The 17,009-nt window shown below is 66.7% G+C and carries 17 protein-coding genes, 1 tRNA gene and 1 pseudogene; 7 read left to right on the top strand and 12 right to left on the bottom strand.

The annotated features are described in order from the left end of the window. Nucleotides 1-152: 152 nt before the first annotated feature. Both SD72_RS15800 and SD72_RS15805 read left to right on the top strand, forming a co-directional pair. A complete protein-coding gene (locus SD72_RS15800) occupies nucleotides 153-1,160 on the top strand; it encodes an ABC transporter permease (RefSeq protein WP_084767283.1) in 1,008 nt (335 codons plus the stop codon). A 161-nt stretch (nucleotides 1,161-1,321) separates the two neighbouring features. Further along, complete coding sequence (locus SD72_RS15805; RefSeq protein ID WP_157000643.1) at nucleotides 1,322-1,912, top strand: hypothetical protein; 591 nt, start codon at nucleotides 1,322-1,324, stop codon at nucleotides 1,910-1,912. Between the two features lie 45 nt (nucleotides 1,913-1,957). On the opposite strand, the gene SD72_RS15810 is transcribed toward SD72_RS15805, so the two are convergent. Further along, nucleotides 1,958-2,479: a GNAT family N-acetyltransferase gene (locus SD72_RS15810; protein ID WP_042545434.1), complete on the bottom strand. Its 522-nt coding sequence runs from the start codon at nucleotides 2,477-2,479 to the stop codon at nucleotides 1,958-1,960. A 95-nt stretch (nucleotides 2,480-2,574) separates the two neighbouring features. On the opposite strand from SD72_RS15810, the gene SD72_RS15815 reads away from it, so the two are divergent. After that, nucleotides 2,575-2,658, top strand: a tRNA-Tyr gene (locus SD72_RS15815). Between the two features lie 118 nt (nucleotides 2,659-2,776). Here the strand turns inward: SD72_RS15815 and SD72_RS15820 are convergent. From SD72_RS15820 to paaA, 6 genes are all read right to left on the bottom strand, one after another. Then, nucleotides 2,777-3,607, bottom strand: coding sequence for an enoyl-CoA hydratase/isomerase family protein (locus tag SD72_RS15820; RefSeq protein WP_042545435.1), 831 nt, complete (start codon nucleotides 3,605-3,607; stop codon nucleotides 2,777-2,779). 18 nt (nucleotides 3,608-3,625) lie between these two features. Further along, nucleotides 3,626-4,732, bottom strand: coding sequence for a 1,2-phenylacetyl-CoA epoxidase subunit PaaE (gene paaE / locus SD72_RS15825; RefSeq protein ID WP_042545436.1), 1,107 nt, complete (start codon nucleotides 4,730-4,732; stop codon nucleotides 3,626-3,628). A gap of 75 nt (nucleotides 4,733-4,807) precedes the next feature. Continuing rightward, nucleotides 4,808-5,317 (bottom strand): 1,2-phenylacetyl-CoA epoxidase subunit PaaD, encoded by a 510-nt coding sequence (gene paaD / locus SD72_RS15830; RefSeq protein WP_042545437.1) that lies wholly within the window; start codon nucleotides 5,315-5,317, stop codon nucleotides 4,808-4,810. After that, nucleotides 5,311-6,153: a 1,2-phenylacetyl-CoA epoxidase subunit PaaC gene (paaC, locus tag SD72_RS15835; RefSeq protein WP_232299830.1), complete on the bottom strand. Its 843-nt coding sequence runs from the start codon at nucleotides 6,151-6,153 to the stop codon at nucleotides 5,311-5,313. The genes paaD and paaC overlap by 7 nt, the downstream gene beginning before the upstream one ends. Then, on the bottom strand, nucleotides 6,150-6,455 hold the full coding sequence (paaB, locus tag SD72_RS15840) for a 1,2-phenylacetyl-CoA epoxidase subunit PaaB (protein WP_042545438.1): 306 nt from the start codon (nucleotides 6,453-6,455) through the stop codon (nucleotides 6,150-6,152). The genes paaC and paaB overlap by 4 nt, the downstream gene beginning before the upstream one ends. A 26-nt stretch (nucleotides 6,456-6,481) precedes the next feature. After that, entirely contained in the window at nucleotides 6,482-7,468 is a 987-nt protein-coding gene (gene paaA, locus SD72_RS15845) for a 1,2-phenylacetyl-CoA epoxidase subunit PaaA (protein WP_042545439.1), read from the bottom strand. Nucleotides 7,469-7,636: 168 nt separating this feature from the next. Between paaA and paaI the strand changes: the two genes are divergently transcribed. The 3 genes from paaI to SD72_RS15860 all read left to right on the top strand — a co-directional run bounded on the left by paaI (nucleotide 7,637) and on the right by SD72_RS15860 (nucleotide 10,192). After that, the gene (gene paaI / locus SD72_RS15850; RefSeq protein ID WP_042545440.1) at nucleotides 7,637-8,113 is read left to right on the top strand and encodes a hydroxyphenylacetyl-CoA thioesterase PaaI; all 477 of its coding nucleotides are present in this window, start codon (nucleotides 7,637-7,639) and stop codon (nucleotides 8,111-8,113) included. 60 nt (nucleotides 8,114-8,173) lie between these two features. Continuing rightward, entirely contained in the window at nucleotides 8,174-9,487 is a 1,314-nt protein-coding gene (locus SD72_RS15855; RefSeq protein ID WP_042545441.1) for a phenylacetate--CoA ligase family protein, read from the top strand. Nucleotides 9,488-9,565: 78 nt separating this feature from the next. Next, nucleotides 9,566-10,192 carry a TetR/AcrR family transcriptional regulator gene (locus tag SD72_RS15860; RefSeq protein WP_042545442.1) on the top strand — a complete coding sequence of 209 codons (627 nt, stop codon included), beginning with the start codon at nucleotides 9,566-9,568 and terminating at the stop codon, nucleotides 10,190-10,192. Between the two features lie 47 nt (nucleotides 10,193-10,239). Here SD72_RS15860 and paaZ read toward each other — a convergent pair whose 3' ends face one another. The 5 genes and pseudogenes from paaZ to SD72_RS15885 all read right to left on the bottom strand — a co-directional run bounded on the left by paaZ (nucleotide 10,240) and on the right by SD72_RS15885 (nucleotide 16,728). Further along, complete coding sequence (gene paaZ, locus SD72_RS15865) at nucleotides 10,240-12,288, bottom strand: phenylacetic acid degradation bifunctional protein PaaZ (RefSeq protein WP_052492767.1); 2,049 nt, start codon at nucleotides 12,286-12,288, stop codon at nucleotides 10,240-10,242. 85 nt (nucleotides 12,289-12,373) lie between these two features. Continuing rightward, complete coding sequence (locus tag SD72_RS15870) at nucleotides 12,374-13,168, bottom strand: enoyl-CoA hydratase/isomerase family protein (RefSeq protein ID WP_042545443.1); 795 nt, start codon at nucleotides 13,166-13,168, stop codon at nucleotides 12,374-12,376. Nucleotides 13,169-13,302: 134 nt separating this feature from the next. Next, complete coding sequence (locus tag SD72_RS15875; RefSeq protein ID WP_084767284.1) at nucleotides 13,303-14,580, bottom strand: dihydrolipoamide acetyltransferase family protein; 1,278 nt, start codon at nucleotides 14,578-14,580, stop codon at nucleotides 13,303-13,305. Then, nucleotides 14,577-15,548 (bottom strand): alpha-ketoacid dehydrogenase subunit beta, encoded by a 972-nt coding sequence (locus tag SD72_RS15880; protein ID WP_042545449.1) that lies wholly within the window; start codon nucleotides 15,546-15,548, stop codon nucleotides 14,577-14,579. The genes SD72_RS15875 and SD72_RS15880 overlap by 4 nt, the downstream gene beginning before the upstream one ends. A 71-nt stretch (nucleotides 15,549-15,619) precedes the next feature. After that, a pseudogene (locus SD72_RS15885) lies at nucleotides 15,620-16,728 on the bottom strand (thiamine pyrophosphate-dependent enzyme). A gap of 171 nt (nucleotides 16,729-16,899) precedes the next feature. Here SD72_RS15885 and SD72_RS15890 point away from each other — a divergent pair. Next, a partial coding sequence (locus SD72_RS15890) for an Lrp/AsnC family transcriptional regulator (protein ID WP_042545444.1) occupies nucleotides 16,900-17,009 on the top strand: 110 nt, incomplete at its 3' end.

The following is a 17,009-nucleotide window of genomic DNA, read 5'->3' on the forward strand; positions in this document are numbered from 1 at the left end:
GTAGTTGTTCTTACGTACGACGCCGATGAAATGTGCCGAATTGTGGATCGAGCGGTCGCATTCTCCGATGGTGCCGTCGTGACCGAGCTGGCTGGCGACGAGCTCACTCCAGATCGTGTACTCAGCAGCATTTCTACCCAGAAGGTTTCATCATGACTGAAAGTTTGACGCAACAGATCGCGGTTGGCAAGGGCGCTACAGAGCCTGCGAAGGGCTCCCCGAAGCTAGGGCAGATGCTGTTTGACAACATTGTTTGGTTGCTCCTGGTGCTGTTTGCGGTGGTCGGCTACTTGTTAAACCCATTCTTCTTCTCTGTTGCCAACTTCCAGAACATCCTCGTGCAAGCGACGACACTCGGTTTCCTTGCGGTCGGAGTGGCGTTCACGCTACTCATAGGGGAAATCGATCTTTCCATAGTCGGAGTGCTGGGGTTCTCAGGGGCCCTTGCGGCGCTCGCCCTAAACGCTGGTGCACCAGCCGTGATTGCAATTCTGGTTGCGATCCTTACGGGTGTAGTCATTGGCCTCATCAACGGGCTGTGTGTTGCAGTGCTCGGCATGAACTCGCTTATTACGACTCTCGCTGTGGGGCTCACGCTGACAGGCGCCGTGCTGGCGCTTACGAGGGGCACCACAATCACGATTACTGACCCTGGCTACACCTTCATTGGAAGCGGGCAGATCGGAGGGTGGCCCATCATGCCGCTCGCGATCATCCTGCTGTTCGTGGTGATCTCTGTAGTTCTCCGTCGAACCCGCTGGGGTCGTTCAATCTTCGCTACCGGTGGCAATAGACGGGCCGCGTTCGCAGCTGGTATCCCCACAACCAAGGTGCGTGTTTCAGCATTTATGGTGTCAGGGCTGCTTGCGGGCACGGCCGGCTGGCTGGCCACAGCGTACCTCTCTGGCGTGAACTCGACGATTGGCTCCGAGATGATGATGTACGCTATCGCAGCTCCGGTGATCGGCGGGGTCTCGCTTAAGGGTGGGATTGGTAGAGTTTCGGGCATTCTCGGTGGCATTTTGTTGATCACAGTGGTGCAGGTCGCGATGCAACTCTCAAGCATCTCCGCTTACTACATCTCGATGATTGGTGGCGCCATGATCCTCATCGCTGTTCTCCTGGATGTAGTGAGGGTGAGAGCTTCAAGCCGCGCATAAGACTCCCGAAAGCGCGATCCTCGGCACCGGCTCAGGAGTTCGGTGCCGAGGATGGTCTCGAAAGCGATTCAGAGGAACAGGCCCTCGCCCAATGGTGGACGATCTGGCTGGCTGGCGCGGTCGGTCTGTGCGCGCAACGGGGCCGTGGCTAGAATCGGCTCGTGCAGACAACGAGACCCGAGCCAGGCACCCCGATGAAATTTCAATGGCGGAAGTGGGATGGCTCGACGCACTGGCGGCACGAGTGCGTCTACCTCGGGTCAGACGAGTGGGGCGACTGGCTTGGCCAGCCGGCAGGGTGGCGGAGCGACCGGCCGGGAAAGTCGCTCACGGTGACCGGTTCGAGCGTGACGCTCGTCCCCGCGATGCAAGACGGCGTGGGGTTTGCGCACAGCGGCGTCACGAGCCCGGACTTCGCCGTCACCGTGAACCGCAACCATCCAAAGGGCATGCGGATCTACATCGATTTGGGTTGGGACATTCAGTGGAGCGCGGACGGTTCGCGCGCGACAGGGATCGACATGGATCTTGACGTTGTGCGCGTTGACGGACCCAGCGGGACATGGGTGGACGACCGTGACGAGTGGGCCGAGCACTCCGCAGCTTTCGGCTACCCGGCGGAGGTCATGGAACAGCTCGAGGCGCTCGCGCTCGACCTGGAAGACCGTGTGCGTGCGCAGCGAGCGCCGTTCGACGATGCAACGGCCGACCGCTGGCTTGACGCGCTCGAGGCGCTCCGTCTCGAGTGCTGAGCCGCGTCCGGGCACTCACCGCGATGGCGCTGAACGCGCGGAACCTCAGCCGCGGCGCATCGGGGTGTGCGGGATGCCGTCTTCGAGGTACTCAGGCCCGCTCACAGTGAAACCGTGCCGCCCGTACCAGGCGGTGAGGTGCGATTGTGCTTCGAGCACGAGCGGCCCGTCACCGTGCTGTGCGATGACCTCCTCAATGAGTGCGGCCGCGAGTGCTTTGCCTCTGTGCTCGGGGCTCGTCACGACCCGGCCGATTGCGCGTAGCCCAGGTTCGCGGCCGCCCTCGTCGAGCACGCGGAGCGTTGCCGCGATGGTCGAGGTCGTGTCAGAGGTGAGCGCAGGCGCGGCGGCGTCCGCGGCGGTGGCGTGCTGGTCGCGGGGCACGGCAACCCAGAACTGCTCCGTCGCTGGCTCAGCGTCGCGCCCATCGAGGTCAAGGTAGGCGCAGTCCTGCTCGACGACGAAGACTTCCTGGCGGAGACGTGCGATGTCGTGGAGCGTGCGGGGCGAGAGAGCGTCGAGGCCGCGAGCCGAGTGGAGCGTGTAGTTCGGGGGGAGAATGGGCATGAGAAGATTCTGACACGCGGCGCCGCGTGGATTCGATTTCCGTTCGGGGCGGCGAGCCGGTAATGTTGTTCCCTGGTCGTGGTCACACGACCAACGGCGGGTTGCCCGAGCGGCCAAAGGGATCTGACTGTAAATCAGACGCGTAAGCTTCGTGGGTTCAAATCCCTCACCCGCCACCACATGGAATGTCTCAGGACATTGACGAAATGCCCGGCCCACACTGCGTGGTGCCGGGCATTTTGCTGTGTGCATGGCGTGCCGATGCGGGGCTGGCGGTGGGCGCAAAGCCCCGGCGACTCACCGATCGGGTGAGCTGTTCCCGGGGCCTGCTGTGTCTCCGGTGCCCGCGGCCCGACCCGCGAATACGGGCTGGCGTTTCTCCTGGAACGCAGCGAAGCCTTCACGGTAGTCCGGGGTGTCGCAGAGCGCAGCCTGCGCCTGATTCTCCGCTGACATGGATTCCCACAGGCCGACTCTGCGGTCGCGCAGCTCCCGAACGAGTCGCTTTGAGGCGAGGAATGCCTGCGTCGCGCCGCGCGCCGCGCTCGCCGCAGCGGTGCGGGTCTCAGCGAGCACCTCTGCGTCGGGGAACGCCCGCGAGAAGAGCCCTGAGGCGACGGCTTCTTCGCCGCTCATGAGCCGCCCGGTGTAGATGAGGTCAAGCGTTCGGTGCGCACCGAGGCGCTCGTAAAAGAGGGCGTGTCCGCCGGAGTCGAGGGTCGCGCCGAGGTTCGCGAACGGGCTCCCGATCTTTGCGGACTCTGCGACGTAGACCACGTCGGTCGCGATGAGCAGCCCGAGGCCGACGCCGAGGCAGGCGCCGTGTGCGCTCGCGAAGGTGGGGGCGGGGAAGTCGCTCATTTGGGCGAGCAGTGGCTCGACGAGGCCACTGAGGTAGCCGGGGACGTCGTCGTTGCGCGGGTCAACGCCCGAGATGTCGCGCCCGGCCGAGAAGGCCCGGCCTTCGCCGTGCAGGAGCAGCGCGCGCACGTTCGCTGCGGCCGCTTCGGAGTAGGCGTCGGAGAGTCCGCGCAGCATGTCGGGGCCGAGCGCGTTGAGTCGCGCGGGAGCGTTGAGGGTGATCTCGGCGACATCGTCGGCGATCGTCAGGGTGATTTCGTGCGTCATGCCGTGGACCTTTCTGGGTTACGCGTCGTAGTTGATGACGAGGCGTTCTGACTGGGGGTGCGACTGGCAGGTGAGTACGAAGCCGCGCTCGATCTCGTCGGCCTCGAGCGCGTAGTTCTCGGTCATCGACACGGATCCCTCGGTGACGTGGGCCCGACAGGTGCCGCACACCCCGCCTGCGCACGCGAACGGCACGTCGGGGCGCACGCGCAGTGCGGCGTTGAGCACGGTCTCGTTTGCCGCGACGGGGCTCGCAACGGATGAGGATGTGCCGTCGAGGGTGAAGTCGATCGTCACGACTTCCTCGCCGGCCCTGACCTCGACCGGCCGCGCGCGCGGCGCGCTTCCCGGCTCGCCCGTCGTGAACAGCTCGAAGCGCACGTGAGCGGGGTCGACGCCGTGCTCGGCGAGCAGATCCCTGCTGAGCTGCACGAGATCGAAGGGGCCGCAGATCACCCACTCGTTGGGGATGGCGGCGGGGATCACGGAGCTCAGGATGCTGCGCAGCCGCTCCTCGTCGAGCCTGCCGGACATGACGGGGGCGGACCGCTGCTCGCGGGACAGCACGTGGTGCAGGGCAAAGCGATCGGGGAAGCGGTCCTTGAGGTCGGAGAGCTCCTCAACGAACATGACGTCTGCCGAGGAACGGTTGGTGAACAGCAGGTCGAAGCGTGAGGAGTCTGAGCTTTCGAGCACGTGGTGCGCGATGGTGATGATTGGGGTGATCCCCGATCCCGCCGCGATACCCGCGACGTGCCTGCCCGCGAGCTCGTCGAGGTTCGAGGTGAACGCCCCCTGCGGGGTCATGACCTGCAGGGTGTCGCCAACGCGCAGCTCGTCGTTCACCCACGTGGAGAACACGCCGCCGTGGTCGCGTTTCACCGCCACGGAGATGCGCCCGTCCGCTGGTGGCCTGCAGATGGAATACGAGCGTCGCAGGTCCTCGCCAGCGATGGTGGTGCGCAGGGCAAGATGCTGGCCGGCAAAGTAGCGGTAATCGGCCGCGAGGTGCGGCGGCACCTCGAATGTCACCTCGACGCTGGCTGCGGTGAGGCGCCGCAGCTGGGCAACGCGAAGGCTGTGAAACGTTGCGCGCCGCGTGGCGCCAAGGTTCGTTGCGGCCATTGCTTGTTCCTCTCGCGGCGACGGTGCCGGTACGGGGTGGGTGGGGTGTTCGCGTGGCGGGGGTTGGCCGCGGTGCTAGTGCGGCTTGAAGTAGTCGAAGGGTTCGAGGCAGGCGAGGCATGTGTAGTGCGCCTTGCAGGCTGTGGATCCGAATCGCGATACTTCGCGCGTCTGCGGCGAGTGGCAGCGCGGGCACTTCACCGCCAGTTGCAGCCTGACGGGCCCCGATCCGAGTGCGGAGCGGACGTGGGGAGGCGCAATTCCGTATGCCTCGAGTTTGCGTTTGCCCGCTTCGCTCATCCAGTCCGTGCTCCACGCCGGGCTGAGCGTTGTGGTGACGCGCACCCGCTCGTAGCCCGCTGCGCGTAGCCTGGCGGCGACGTCGACGCGCATCTGGTCGAGTGCCGGGCACCCGGAGTACGTCGGGGTGAGGACGACGTTCACCTCGCCGCCGTTGATCTCGGCCGAGCGGAGCACCCCAAGGTCTTCGATGGTGAGTACGGGCACCTCTGGGTCGGGCACTGTGGCTGCGATGTCCCACACCCGTGCTGCCGCAGCGTCGGTGGGGCGCAGCCGGGTCACCATGTCGCCCCGGGGTGTCTGCGGGGCAGCCACTGCATTTCAGCGAGGATGTAGCCCATTCGGGTGCTGTGGATCCCGGAGCGGCCGCGAGCGTCGGCCGGTTGCACCCGTGGCTCCTCGAGGGCTGCCTCGGTGAGGATCGTGGCGACCGCCGCGTCGAAGCCTGGCCGCAGCGCGGAGGGGCGGGGCGCGATGCCAGCGAGCTGGTCGTTCAGCGGCTGATCGGTGAACAGCTCGGTGACGAACGGCCACGCGCGGTCGAACCCTGCGATGATCCGCTCGCGGCTCAACTCGGTTCCCCCCGCGAGCCGCAGTACCCACTGTGCGGCGTGGTCGACGTGGTAGCTCACCTCGCGTTCGGCCTTCGCCGCGATCGCCTGCAGCGAGGCGTCCTCGCTGCCGAGCAGGTCGCGGTAGAGCTGCAGTTGGTACGCCGAGAAGAGGAAGAGCCTCGCGATCGTGTCGCCGAATCCGCCGTTGGGTTGTTCGACAAGCCACGCGTTGCGAAATGCTGCTTCGTCACGCCAGAACGCGAGGTCATCCGCGGTGCGCCCAGACGCGGTGCCGGCGTAGCCGAGGAGTGCCCGTGCGTGTCCGAGGAGGTCGAGGGTGATGTTCGACAGCGCCAGGTCCTCCTCGAGTTCTGGCGCACGTGAGATCCACCAGGAGAGCTGCTGTGAGAGGATCAGCGCGTCGTCGCCGAGCCACATCGCGTACTCGGCGCTTTCCTCGCGCGCGCGCCCGCCAGCGCCGGGCAACTCCTCGGCAAGGCGTAGCTCGTCGACGCTCACACTGCCGTGCAGGTCGGCGGACGGGGTGGCGGGGTGTCGGTCGATCACAGGTGCTTCACCCCCTCGGCCCTGGTGTAGTAGACGGCGTGACGGTAGTTCTTGCCCGCTGGCGACTCGAAGTAGGCATCCTTCGAGCCCGGGTCGCTGGTGGTGATCGCGGAGGCGGGGACGACCCAGATCGACACCCCCTCGCTGCGTCTCGTGTACAGATCGCGCGCGTTGCGCAGCGCCATCGCCTCGTCCGGTGCGTGGAGGGATCCGGCGTGGACGTGGCTCAGACCGCGGTTTGCGCGGACAAACACTTCCCACAGCGGCCAGATCTCGGTTCCGAGTTCTCCTGGTGTCGACATCGGGTTTCTCCTTCGTGCGTGGGGGATCAGGCTGCGACGCGCTCGCCGCGCCGCTGCTTTCGCGCGTATTCGGCCGCGGCCTCCCGAACCCAGGCGCCGTCCTCGTGCGCGGTGCGGCGATGTTCGAGGCGTTCGGTGTTGGCCGGCCCGCGCCCGTCGAGTACCGCCCTGAACTCGTCCCAGTCGAGGGGCCCGGAGATCCATGTGCCCGTTGCCTCGTCGAAGCGGAGATCCTTGTCGGGGCACTCGAGGCCGAGCGCTTCGAACTGCGGAACACACATGCCGACGAAGCGCTGCCGGAGCTCGTCGTTCGAGAATCGTTTGATCTTCCACGCCATTGACCGGGCGGAATTCGGTGAGGCGTCGTCGCTTGGGCCGAACATCATGAGCGAGGGCCAGTACCAGCGGTCGACTGCGTCTTGCGCGAGCTGCTTCTGTTCGGCGGTGCCGTGCGCGAGTTCGTAGAGGATCTCGAACCCCTGCCGCTGGTGGAACGATTCCTCCTTGCAGATCCGCACCATGGCTCGGCCGTATGGGCCGTATGAGGCGCGGCACAGCGGAACCTGGTTGCAGATCGCCGCGCCGTCGACGAGCCAGCCGATTGCTCCGATATCGGCCCAGGTGGGCGTGTGGTAGTTGAAGATTGAGGAGTAGCGGGCCTTGCCATCAATGAGTTTTTGCGTCATCTCCTCGCGCGTGATCCCAAGTGTTTGCGCTGCGGAATAGAGGTAGAGCCCGTGGCCTGCCTCGTCTTGCACCTTGGCAATGAGGATCGCCTTGCGTTTGAGGCTGGGCGCGCGGCTAATCCAGTTCGCCTCTGGTTGCATGCCGATGATCTCGGAGTGCGCGTGCTGGGAGATCTGGCGGATGAGTGAGCTGCGGTACTGCTCGGGCATCCAGTCGCGTGGCTCGATGCGCTGGTCCGCCGCGATGATCGCGTCGAAGCGCTGCTGCTCGTGCTCCGTGGCCTGGGCGTCTGGCGAGGCCTGTGTGTGAGCTGTCGTGTGACCCATCTGGTGCCTCCTTGCAACAGGGTGGTGTCCGCGCAGACGGCAACTGAGGTGCCCGCTTTCCCGTCTTCCTGGGCGGGAAAGAAGGTGGTAACGTTGCCGTCAATCGAATTACTTACCGAACATTCAGTGAGTATAGGTCAACGATACCACGACCACAATGGAGTGCACATGAGTTCACCTTCGAGCCACCCAGTGGGGGATGCGGGGCCAGCCGACGTGAGTGTCGAGCCCGATCCGGCATGGATGGCGACCGCGATGCTCCGCGACGACCCAGCGAAAGCCGCATACGGCATCACCGTCACGGAGCTTGAGCGAGGGCGCGCAGTGCTGACGATGCGGGTGCGTCCCGACATGACCAACGGCTTCGGTACCACGCACGGCGGCGTCGTGTTCACCCTCGCCGATACGGCGTTCGCCTACGCATGCAACGAGGGTGAACACCCGGTCGTTGCCGCGGGCGCGGAGATCACATTCACGAGCCCGAGTCGCGCAGGCGAGCTGCTCACCGCGACGGCGACCAGGCGATGGCGTTCCGGCCGAAATGGGCTCTACGACGTCACGGTTTCCGCAGAGTCCGGCGCGGTCGTCGCGGAGTTTCGCGGACGATCCTTTGTCACCGGCGGCCCCGCAACGCCACCCGGATAGCCACCACACGGAGTGGGGGGCACGTGCCCTGCCACCCAGCGCACGAGAGAAGAGGCGAGCATGACACGCGACACGTACCCGCCGACGCGGCAGCCGCACGCCGGCCTGCACCCTGCGGAATCCATGACGAGAGTCGAGCTCGAGCGCCTTCAGCTCGAGCGGCTGCAGTGGACCGTGCGGCACGCATACGAACGCGTGCCGTTCTACACGCGCCGGTTCGACGAGGCAGGCATCGCGCCGGACGATATCCGTGAGCTCGCCGATATTGCTCGCCTGCCGTTCACCACGAAGGAGGATCTGCGCGCGAACTATCCGTTCGGGCTCTGCGCCGTGCCAAGGGGCGACCTCCGCCGCATCCACGCGTCGTCGGGGACGACCGGTCAGGTGACTGTCGTCGGCTACACGCAACGTGACCTCGACACCTGGGCTGACCTGGTGGCGCGCTCACTCTTCGCCTCGGGTGTGCGCCCTGGGTGGACGGTGCACAACGCTTATGGTTACGGGCTGTTCACCGGTGGGCTCGGCGCGCACGCCGGAATCGAACGGCTCGGCTGCACCGTCGTCCCGATGTCTGGCGGCAACACCGCGAAGCAGGTGCAGTTGATTCGCGATTTCGAACCCGACGCCATCATGTGCACCCCCAGCTATCTCCTCACCATTGCTGACGCGTTTGCGGCGGCGGGGTTGGACCCGCGCGCGACGAGCCTGAAAGTGGCCGTGTGCGGTGCGGAGCCGTGGACCGACGCGATGCGGAAGGAGCTCGAGGAACGACTCGACCTTCGCGCCGTCGACATTTACGGCCTCTCAGAGATCATGGGCCCTGGCGTTGCCAACGAGTGCGTTGAAACGCAGGACGGGCCGCACGTCTGGGAAGACCACTTTCTGCCCGAGATCGTCGATGAGGCGCTCACGCAGGTGGCGGACGGTGAGCGCGGTGAGCTCGTATTCACGACGCTCACCAGGGAGGCCTTCCCGATGATTCGCTACCGGACCCGCGACCTCACGTCGCTGCATCCTGGCAGCGCCAGGCCAGCGCACAGGCGGATCGCGAAGATCCTCGGGCGCAACGACGACATGATCGTGCTTCGCGGGGTGAACGTCTTCCCGACACAGATTGAGGAGATTGCGCTTGGCATCCCCGAGCTGACCTCGCACTTTGTGCTCGAACTGTCGCGGAGCGGAGCCCTCGACGAGCTGCTGGTGAAGATCGAGGCCGGGCCCGGAACCGACGCGGCAGCCGCAGCGTTGGCGGCCGACGTGTTTCGTGCGAGCATCGCTGAGCGCGTTGGGGCCCGCGTCGGCGTCGAGCTCGTCGCCGGCGGATCGCTGCCCCGCTCGGAGGGGAAACTCAAGCGGTTGTACGACCTGCGGTAACTTTAACGGGGCGGGAAGATCCGTCTCATGCGATGCAGCGGTCACTCACACGGTGCCCGGCGGGAAGGAGGGCCCCATATGGCGGCTTTCGATACTGCGCCTGCAGTGCGGCGCGGCAGGCCCGGGCACGATCAGAACAGCATGCTCGAGGTGATCGTCGGGGTGTTCGTCGATCGCGGCTATGACGCGGCGTCGCTCGACACGATCGCGAAGCGGCTCGGTCTGTCGAAGTCTGCCGTCTACCACCACTTCACGTCTAAAGCCGAGATGCTCGAAATCGCACTCGAGCGGGTGCTGGGTGAGCTTGAGCGGGTGTTCGATAGCGCTGCGGCCGTCGACATTCCCGCGATCGAACGGATCGGTCGCATCGTCAGGGAGGCCGTGGTGGTCGCGTGCGAGCGACAGCAATACCTCGTGCTGCTGTTGCGGCTTCACGGAAACTCGGAGATCGAGCTCACGGCGATGGCTAGGCGGCGCGAGCTCACGCGGCGGCTGAGCCTGGAGTTTGAGGCAGCTCGCGCAGCTGGCGGAATGCGGGACGACATCGACCCCGCGATCGCTGCCCGCCTCACCTTCGGCCTCGTGAATTCCCTCGTCGAATGGTACCGACCTGACGGCCAAGAGGAACCCGAAGCGCTCGCGGAGACCGTGCTCTCGTACGTGCGTTCCGGCATGCGGGCGTCAGAGGCTGACGCCGGGCGATAGCCGACTGGCGCGCGGGGCCGGCGAGGCCGCCGCATGCCGCGCGTGGACTACGCCGCTGGCGTTGCCGACTTCGCGACGAGCGTGAGCACGTCATAGGTTGCGACGGTGTCGTTTCGCTGGTTCGTGAGCACCGCATCCCAGCGCACCTCACCGTAGTCGTCGGTTTCGCGCGGGATGATCTGCTTCGCGGTGAGCGCGACGCGCACCCGGTCGCCTGGGGAGACCGGCGTGATGAAGCGGAGGCTCTCGAGGCCGTAGTTTGCGAGCACTGGCCCGGGCTCCGGCGCGACGAACAACCCCGCTGCGAAGGACAGCAAGAGATAGCCGTGCGCGATGCGGCCGGGAAAGAACGGGTTCGCCGCGGCAGCTTCCTCGTCGGTGTGGGCGTAGAAGGTGTCGCCGGTGAACTCGGCGAAGTGCGTGATGTCGTCGAGCGTGACCTCGCGCGGCTCCGAGACCACCTGGTCGCCGATGCGCAGCTCGGCGAGCGACTTTCTGAAGGGGTGAACGTCGGCACTCGTTGCGGCACCTGGGTGCCACACGCCAGTGATTGCCGTGAGCATCTCCGGGCTTCCCTGGATGGCGGTGCGCTGCATGTAGTGGAAGACAGCGCGCATGCCCCCGAGCTCCTCGCTGCCGCCTGCGCGTCCTGGCCCGCCGTGCACGAGGCTGGGCAGCGGGGAGCCGTGGCCGGTTGAGGCGCGTGCGCACGTGCGGTCGAGGATGAGGATGCGGCCGTTGCCCGGAGCGATCCGCCCGGTGAGGCGAGCCACGAACTCGGGATCCGCTGACGCCACGCTTGTCACGAGCGAGCCACCGCCGCGGTTCACGAGCGCGGCGGCCTCCGCATCGGAGTCGTAGGCGAGTATCGAGGAGACGGGGCCGAACGCTTCGGTGTCGTGCACGCGGTCCGCGTGCGGGTCGTCAAAGCGGAGCAGGATCGGGGTGAGGAACGCGCTGTGTTCGTCGTCAAGCTGCCCTGCGCCGAGCAGCACCCTGCCCCCTCCCGCGACCAGCCGGTGCACTTGCCGCAGCACCTCAGCGCGCTGTTCGGTTGAGGCGAGCGCGCCCATGGTGGTCGTCTCGTCGCGGGGGTCGCCGACGACGACGGTCGCGGCAATCCGCGCGATCACAGCCTCGGCGACGGCGTCAGCGAGCGCTTTCGGCACGATAGCGCGGCGGATCGCGGTGCACTTCTGCCCGGCCTTCGAGGTCATTTCTGTGACGAGCTGCCGCACGTAGCCGTCGAATTCTGGGGTGCCTGGCTCGGCGTCTGGGCCGAGCACTGAGGCGTTGATGGAATCGGTCTCGGCGCCGAAACGCACGCCGCCGGTGCGCACCGCCGGGTGCTGACTCAGCGTCTCGGCCGTACTTGCCGAGCCGGTAAATGCGATCACATCGCCGAGCCGCGAGTGGGTGAGGACCTCACGGATGGCGCCCGTGGCGAGCTGCACTGATCCAGCGGGGAGGAGACCGGTGTCGACGAGAATGCGCACGGCGTGCTCGGTGAGATAGGCGCCGGGCGTCGCCGGTTTAATGAGTGTCGGCATGCCGGCGAGGAACGTCGGGGCGAGCTTCTCCAGCGCTCCCCACACGGGGAAGTTGAAGGCGTTGATCTGCACGGCCACCCCCGGCAGAGTGGTGCGAATGTGTCTGCCAAGGAATGAGCCGTCCTTCGCGAGCACCTCGACGGGTCCGTCGAGCTCGACGCGCGCGTTGGGGAGCTCGCGGCGGCCCTTGCTCGCGTAACTGAAGAGCACCCCGATTCCGCCGTCGATGTCGACCCACGAATCGGCAGCCGTTGCCCCGGTGTGCGTCGACAGGGCGTAGAGCTCGGCTTTGCGTTCGGTGAGCGCGAGCGCGAACTGTTTGAGCAGGACTGCCCGTTCGTGAAACGTGAGCGCGCTCAGGGATGCCTGCCCGGTGGTGCGGGCATACTCCATCGCCGCGCGAAGGTCGAGACCCGCGGTTGAGACGCCCGCGACGACCTCGCCTGTCGTCGCATCGCGGATGTTTACAGCCGGTTCAGCCGCGAGGTCTGAGGCGGATGGCTGCCACCACGCGTCGTGGATATAGCTCTGCAGTGTGCGGGTCATCGTGGCTCCGTTCGTCGTGCTGTGGCTAGTGGTGGCGCAGGAGGGGACGCGTGAGGCGACGGCACTCCGCTGGCGGTTGACCGCGTCACTGCCGGCGCTTCCGGTTGAGGAACGCGGTCATCCTTCGCGTCTTCTCCTCGCTGTCAAACAACCGCGCCTGTTCCGCGAGATCGATGGCGGGGTGCGCGTCTCTCGGCGCGCGAAGCACCCGTTTGGTTGCGCGCGTCGCCTGGGGGTCGAGCTCGGCGATGCTGCTGGCAATCTCGATCGCGGCAGCTAGTGCGGCGTCGCCTGTCTCGTGCAGGTGGGTGATGAGTCCGGCTGCCAGCGCAGCTTCACCGTCCAGGATCCGCCCGGCGAGTAGCATCTCGGACGCGAGCGATTCTCCGACGAGGTCGCGCAGTCGCCAGCTCGCTCCAGCGCCAGCGAGGATCCCGAATCCTGTCTCCGGGTTGCCGACCCGCAGCGCGGTGGTGCCGACGCGAATATCGGCCGCGTAGGCGAGCTCAGCGCCCCCGCCGAGCGCGTAGCCGTCGAGCACGGCGATGACCGGCATCGGCAGCGCGGCGACCCGCATGAAGGCCTGCGTGTTGATGCCGGAGAGAGCGTCAGGGCCGCGGCGTTCGAGGAGCTGCTGGATGTCGGCGCCCGCGGCGAAGTTGCCGCCGGCGCCGAACAGAATGAGGGTCTGTGGCGTTCGCTCGAGCTTGTCGCAGAGCGCGTGGAGCGCTTCGATGAGTTCCCGGTCGATCGCGTTTCGCTTCTCGGGGCGGTCGAGGGTCGCGAGGACGTGGGTGCCGTGGTCGGCGACCACGAGCGGCGACTCGCCCCGCGGCAGTTCCGCCGGTACAGCGGCTGAAGTGGTGGGTGTCTCTGGCATGCGCCGCGACCTCCTCGTCTGGCGCGACCGTTCGTCACGGAATTAGTGACTGATCGGTCGGTAATGATTTCAGGATAGGTGTCCGGGGGCGGCTATGCAACCGGTCATAGGGCAGCACTCGGCGGCTCGGCTGCTCAGATCCGCGGATACGCGGTGAGCGGGTGCTCAAGAAGTCTGACGACAGTTCGCAGAAACCCCGCGGCGTATCCGCCGTCACAGATGCGATGGTCGAACACCAGCGAGAGCTGGGCGATGTGCCGCGGGGTGATCTCCCCGTCGACGACCCACGGCCGCGCGAGGATCCGCCCGATGCCGATGATCGCGACCTCAGGATGGTTGATGATCGCAGCAGAACCGTCGACACCAAGCCCGCCGTAGTTGTTCACCGTGAACGTGGACCCTCGCAGCCGGTGAGGGGCGATCCGCCCGGCGCGTGCGGTGGCGGCGAGGTCGCGCAGTGCCGTGTCGAGCGCGTCGAGGCTCAGCGCATCGGCACGCGGGAGCACGGGCACCATGAGGCCGCGGTCCGTGTCCACCGCTACTCCAAGGTTTACCCCGTCGTAGCGTTCAAACGCTTCGCCGCCCGAAACAATGCGCGCGGCGAGCAGCGGGAACTCTGCGAGCGCAATGAGCACGTAGCGGGCGAACAGGGCGGTGATCGAGGGCGGGTTCGCACCGTCAGCTGCCATCGCAGCACGCAGCGTGAGGAGGTCGGTGAGGTCTGCGTCGACCCACACCGTCGCCTCGGGAATCTCCGCGCGGCTGCGCCCAAGCCGCTCGCTCACAGCCAAGCGCAGTTGCGAGAACCGTTCGGTGTGGATAACTCGCAGCGGCGACGCGCCCTCGCCATCCCCGCCAGCCGGCAGGGCAGGCGCTGTCGAGCCAGCGGCCGCGGCCCGCAGTACGTCGTCGCGGGTGACCGCACCGTCGCTTCCACTCGCGGTGACCGAAGCCGGATCCACGCCGAGCTCGCGTGCGAGCCGGCGCACGATGGGGGAGCGCACGGCAACCGGACCGCGCTCGGGCGAGGGTTCGGGCGAGGGTGAGGGAGCGGCCGTGCCGCGGCGTCGCCTGCTTGTCACTGGCCCGGTGCCAGTGCCGTACCCAATGAGGACATTGCCTGATCCGGCCTGTTCCTCGGCGCGGTACGCCTCCTGCTCTGCCGTATGAGCGTCGCCAGCAACATCGAGCACGGGCGCCCCAGTTGCGATGGTGCCGCCCGCCTCGGCGTGGAGCCGGAGAACGGTGCCGGCGTATGGCGAGGGGAGATCCACGATGCTTTTCGCGGTCTCGACCTCGCAGATGACCTGGTCGAGGGCGACCTCGTCGCCGACGGCAACGGCCCAGCGCACGAGCACGGCCTCAGTGAGGCCCTCGCCAAGGTCGGGGAGGTGAAAGGTCTGGTGTGTCATCGCGCCTCCTCCCAGTGCAGTGTGTCGATTGCGTCGAGGATTCGGTCGACGTCTGGCAGGTTCCAGTGCTCGAACTTGGGCGAGGGGAAGGGGATGTCGAAGCCGGCGACGCGGCGCACAGGCGCCTCCAAGTACTCGAAACACTGCTCAAAGACGCGGGCCTGAATCTCGGAGGCGACGCTCGCGAACCCGGGGGCCTCAGCGATGACCACCGCGCGTCCCGTGCTGCGCACGGCCGCCGCAACCGTCTCGTCGTCAAACGGGGTGAGGGTGCGCACATCGACGACCTGCGCGCTCCTGCCCTCCCTCTCGCACGCCTCTGCCGCCTGCAATGCCACGGGCAGTGACGGGCCGTAGCTGATGAGCGTGACGTCGGATCCCTCGCGAACAATTTCGGCTCGGCGCAGCTCGCCGACGACCGACGTGTCCACAGGGCCCTGCGACCAGTAGAGCTTCTTCGGCTCCATGAACACGACGGGGTCTGGCGAGGCGATGGCGGCGCGCAGGAGCGAGTAGGCGTCCTGCGGCGTCGCTGGGGTGACCACGGTCAGCCCAGGGGTGTGGGCGTAATAGGCCTCTGACGAATCGCAGTGGTGTTCGACGCCGCCGATCCCTCCGCCGAAAGGGATGCGGATGACGATCGGCATGCGGAGCGCGCCCCGGGTACGGTTTCCGAGTTTTGCTACGTGGCTCACGATCTGCTCGAACGCGGGAAACGCGAACGCATCAAACTGCATCTCGACGACCGGCACGAGCCCATTCATCGCCATACCAACCGCGGTCCCGACGATGCCTGCCTCGGCGAGCGGGGTGTCGAAGCAGCGTGCTTCCCCGAACCGCGCCGTCAACCCATCGGTGACGCGGAATACGCCGCCAAGTGCGCCGACGTCCTCCCCGAAGACCAAGACACGTTCGTCCTCCGCGAGTGAATCGGCGAGGGCCCGATTGAGTGCTGCGGCCATGGTCATGGTTTCGACGTCCGGGCGTCGGCCGGCCGCCACTGCACCGTTCGGCTCTTGCTTGGCGAGCGTTGCGATGCTCATGCGGGGGCCTCCGTTCGCTCGATCTCGTCTCGTAGTGTGCGCCACTGCGCGTCGAGCATTGCCGGGCGCTCGGCAAACACGTGGCGGAAGAGGTCCTCGGCATCAACCTCTGGCTCTGCGTGCATCGCGACGCGCTGGTCAGCGGCGACCTCCTCTGCCCGCGCGGCAAACTCCGCCTCCGTGTCGTCGGTGAGCACTTCGCGTTCGCGCAGGAGGGCCCGCAGGCGAAGGATCGGGTCGCGCTCCGCCCAGGCCTGCACCGCCTCGTGCTCGCGGTAACGACTGTCATCGTCTGCGTTCGTGTGCGCGAGCATGCGATACGTGTGGGCTTCGATGAGGCTGGGGCCGAGGCCGCTGCGTGCTCGGTCTACTGCCTCGCCGAGCACAGCAAGCAGCGCGGCGACGTCATTTCCGTCGACGCGTTTGCCTGGCATTCCGTAGCCGACCGCCTTGTGCGCGAGTGAGGGGGCGGCCGTCTGCCTTGAGAGCGGCACGGAGATCGCGAACTCGTTGTTCTGAACGAAGAAGACCACGGCGAGACCGAAGACTGCCGCGAAGTTCAACGCCTCGTGAAAGTCTCCCTCGCTCGTTGCGCCGTCACCACACATCGCGAGCACAACGGTGTCCTCGCCTCGCAGCCTGGCAGCGTGCGCGAACCCCGTGGCGTGCAGGAGCTGTGTGGCGAGTGGCGTGGCCTGCGGGGCGACGCGAAACTCGTGCGGGTCGTACCCCGAGTGCCAGTCGCCACGCAGCAGCGTCATGGCGTCCGCCGGCGCGACGCGCGTGCCATGACAGCGACGGAGTCGCGGTAGGTCGGAAACATCCAGTCAGAATCTGCGAGCGCGAATGCCGCCGCAACCTGGCATGCCTCCTGCCCGTGCGAAGACGGGTAGACCGCGAGCCGCCCCTGGCGCACTAGGGCGTTGCACTGGTCGTTCATGCGCCTGCCGGCCAGGAGCGCGGCGAACGCGTTGGTGAGCGTTGCGTCGTCTGGCAGCGCGTAGCCGGCGACTGGGGTGTGGGATCCCGCCGCGGAGACGAGTTGAACTGGCGCCTCGCTGGGGAGCAGCGAGGCTGCTGACGCTTGCGCGTGGGTGTGAGACATCGGCTCCTCCTTGAGCTTGCCGCCGCGCGGGCGAACGCGCGTGCGAGATGTTGCCACTCAGGGTAGTAATCGTCTCGAAATATTCGCTCAACGTTGGACGAAAGGGAGCAATTCGGGCAATAATGTGTACAAGTGGTGACCGGGGTTGGTGCCTCGGATGGTGGGAGCGCTATGGAACTGGACGAGACAGACCACGCGATCGTGCAGGCACTGCGGCAGGACGCGCGGGTGTCGATGACCTCGCTTGCGCAGACGCTGCACATTTCGCGCGCGGGAGCGTA

This window comes from Leucobacter komagatae, from assembly GCF_000834055.1.
GTDB lineage: Bacteria > Actinomycetota > Actinomycetes > Actinomycetales > Microbacteriaceae > Leucobacter > Leucobacter komagatae_A.

What these genes read in the sequence shown, in the direction of transcription:
- SD72_RS15800 (WP_084767283.1), top strand. Translation starts at nt 153, where the DNA reads ATGACTGAAAGTTTGACGCAACAGATCGCGGTTGGCAAGGGCGCTACA.
- SD72_RS15810 (WP_042545434.1), bottom strand. Translation starts at nt 2,479, where the DNA reads ATGCCCATTCTCCCCCCGAACTACACGCTCCACTCGGCTCGCGGCCTC.
- SD72_RS15820 (WP_042545435.1), bottom strand. Translation starts at nt 3,607, where the DNA reads ATGACGCACGAAATCACCCTGACGATCGCCGACGATGTCGCCGAGATC.
- paaE (WP_042545436.1), bottom strand. Translation starts at nt 4,732, where the DNA reads ATGGCCGCAACGAACCTTGGCGCCACGCGGCGCGCAACGTTTCACAGC.
- paaD (WP_042545437.1), bottom strand. Translation starts at nt 5,317, where the DNA reads ATGGTGACCCGGCTGCGCCCCACCGACGCTGCGGCAGCACGGGTGTGG.
- paaB (WP_042545438.1), bottom strand. Translation starts at nt 6,455, where the DNA reads ATGTCGACACCAGGAGAACTCGGAACCGAGATCTGGCCGCTGTGGGAA.
- paaA (WP_042545439.1), bottom strand. Translation starts at nt 7,468, where the DNA reads ATGGGTCACACGACAGCTCACACACAGGCCTCGCCAGACGCCCAGGCC.
- paaI (WP_042545440.1), top strand. Translation starts at nt 7,637, where the DNA reads ATGAGTTCACCTTCGAGCCACCCAGTGGGGGATGCGGGGCCAGCCGAC.
- SD72_RS15855 (WP_042545441.1), top strand. Translation starts at nt 8,174, where the DNA reads ATGACACGCGACACGTACCCGCCGACGCGGCAGCCGCACGCCGGCCTG.
- SD72_RS15860 (WP_042545442.1), top strand. Translation starts at nt 9,566, where the DNA reads ATGGCGGCTTTCGATACTGCGCCTGCAGTGCGGCGCGGCAGGCCCGGG.
- paaZ (WP_052492767.1), bottom strand. Translation starts at nt 12,288, where the DNA reads ATGACCCGCACACTGCAGAGCTATATCCACGACGCGTGGTGGCAGCCA.
- SD72_RS15870 (WP_042545443.1), bottom strand. Translation starts at nt 13,168, where the DNA reads ATGCCAGAGACACCCACCACTTCAGCCGCTGTACCGGCGGAACTGCCG.
- SD72_RS15875 (WP_084767284.1), bottom strand. Translation starts at nt 14,580, where the DNA reads ATGACACACCAGACCTTTCACCTCCCCGACCTTGGCGAGGGCCTCACT.
- SD72_RS15880 (WP_042545449.1), bottom strand. Translation starts at nt 15,548, where the DNA reads ATGACCATGGCCGCAGCACTCAATCGGGCCCTCGCCGATTCACTCGCG.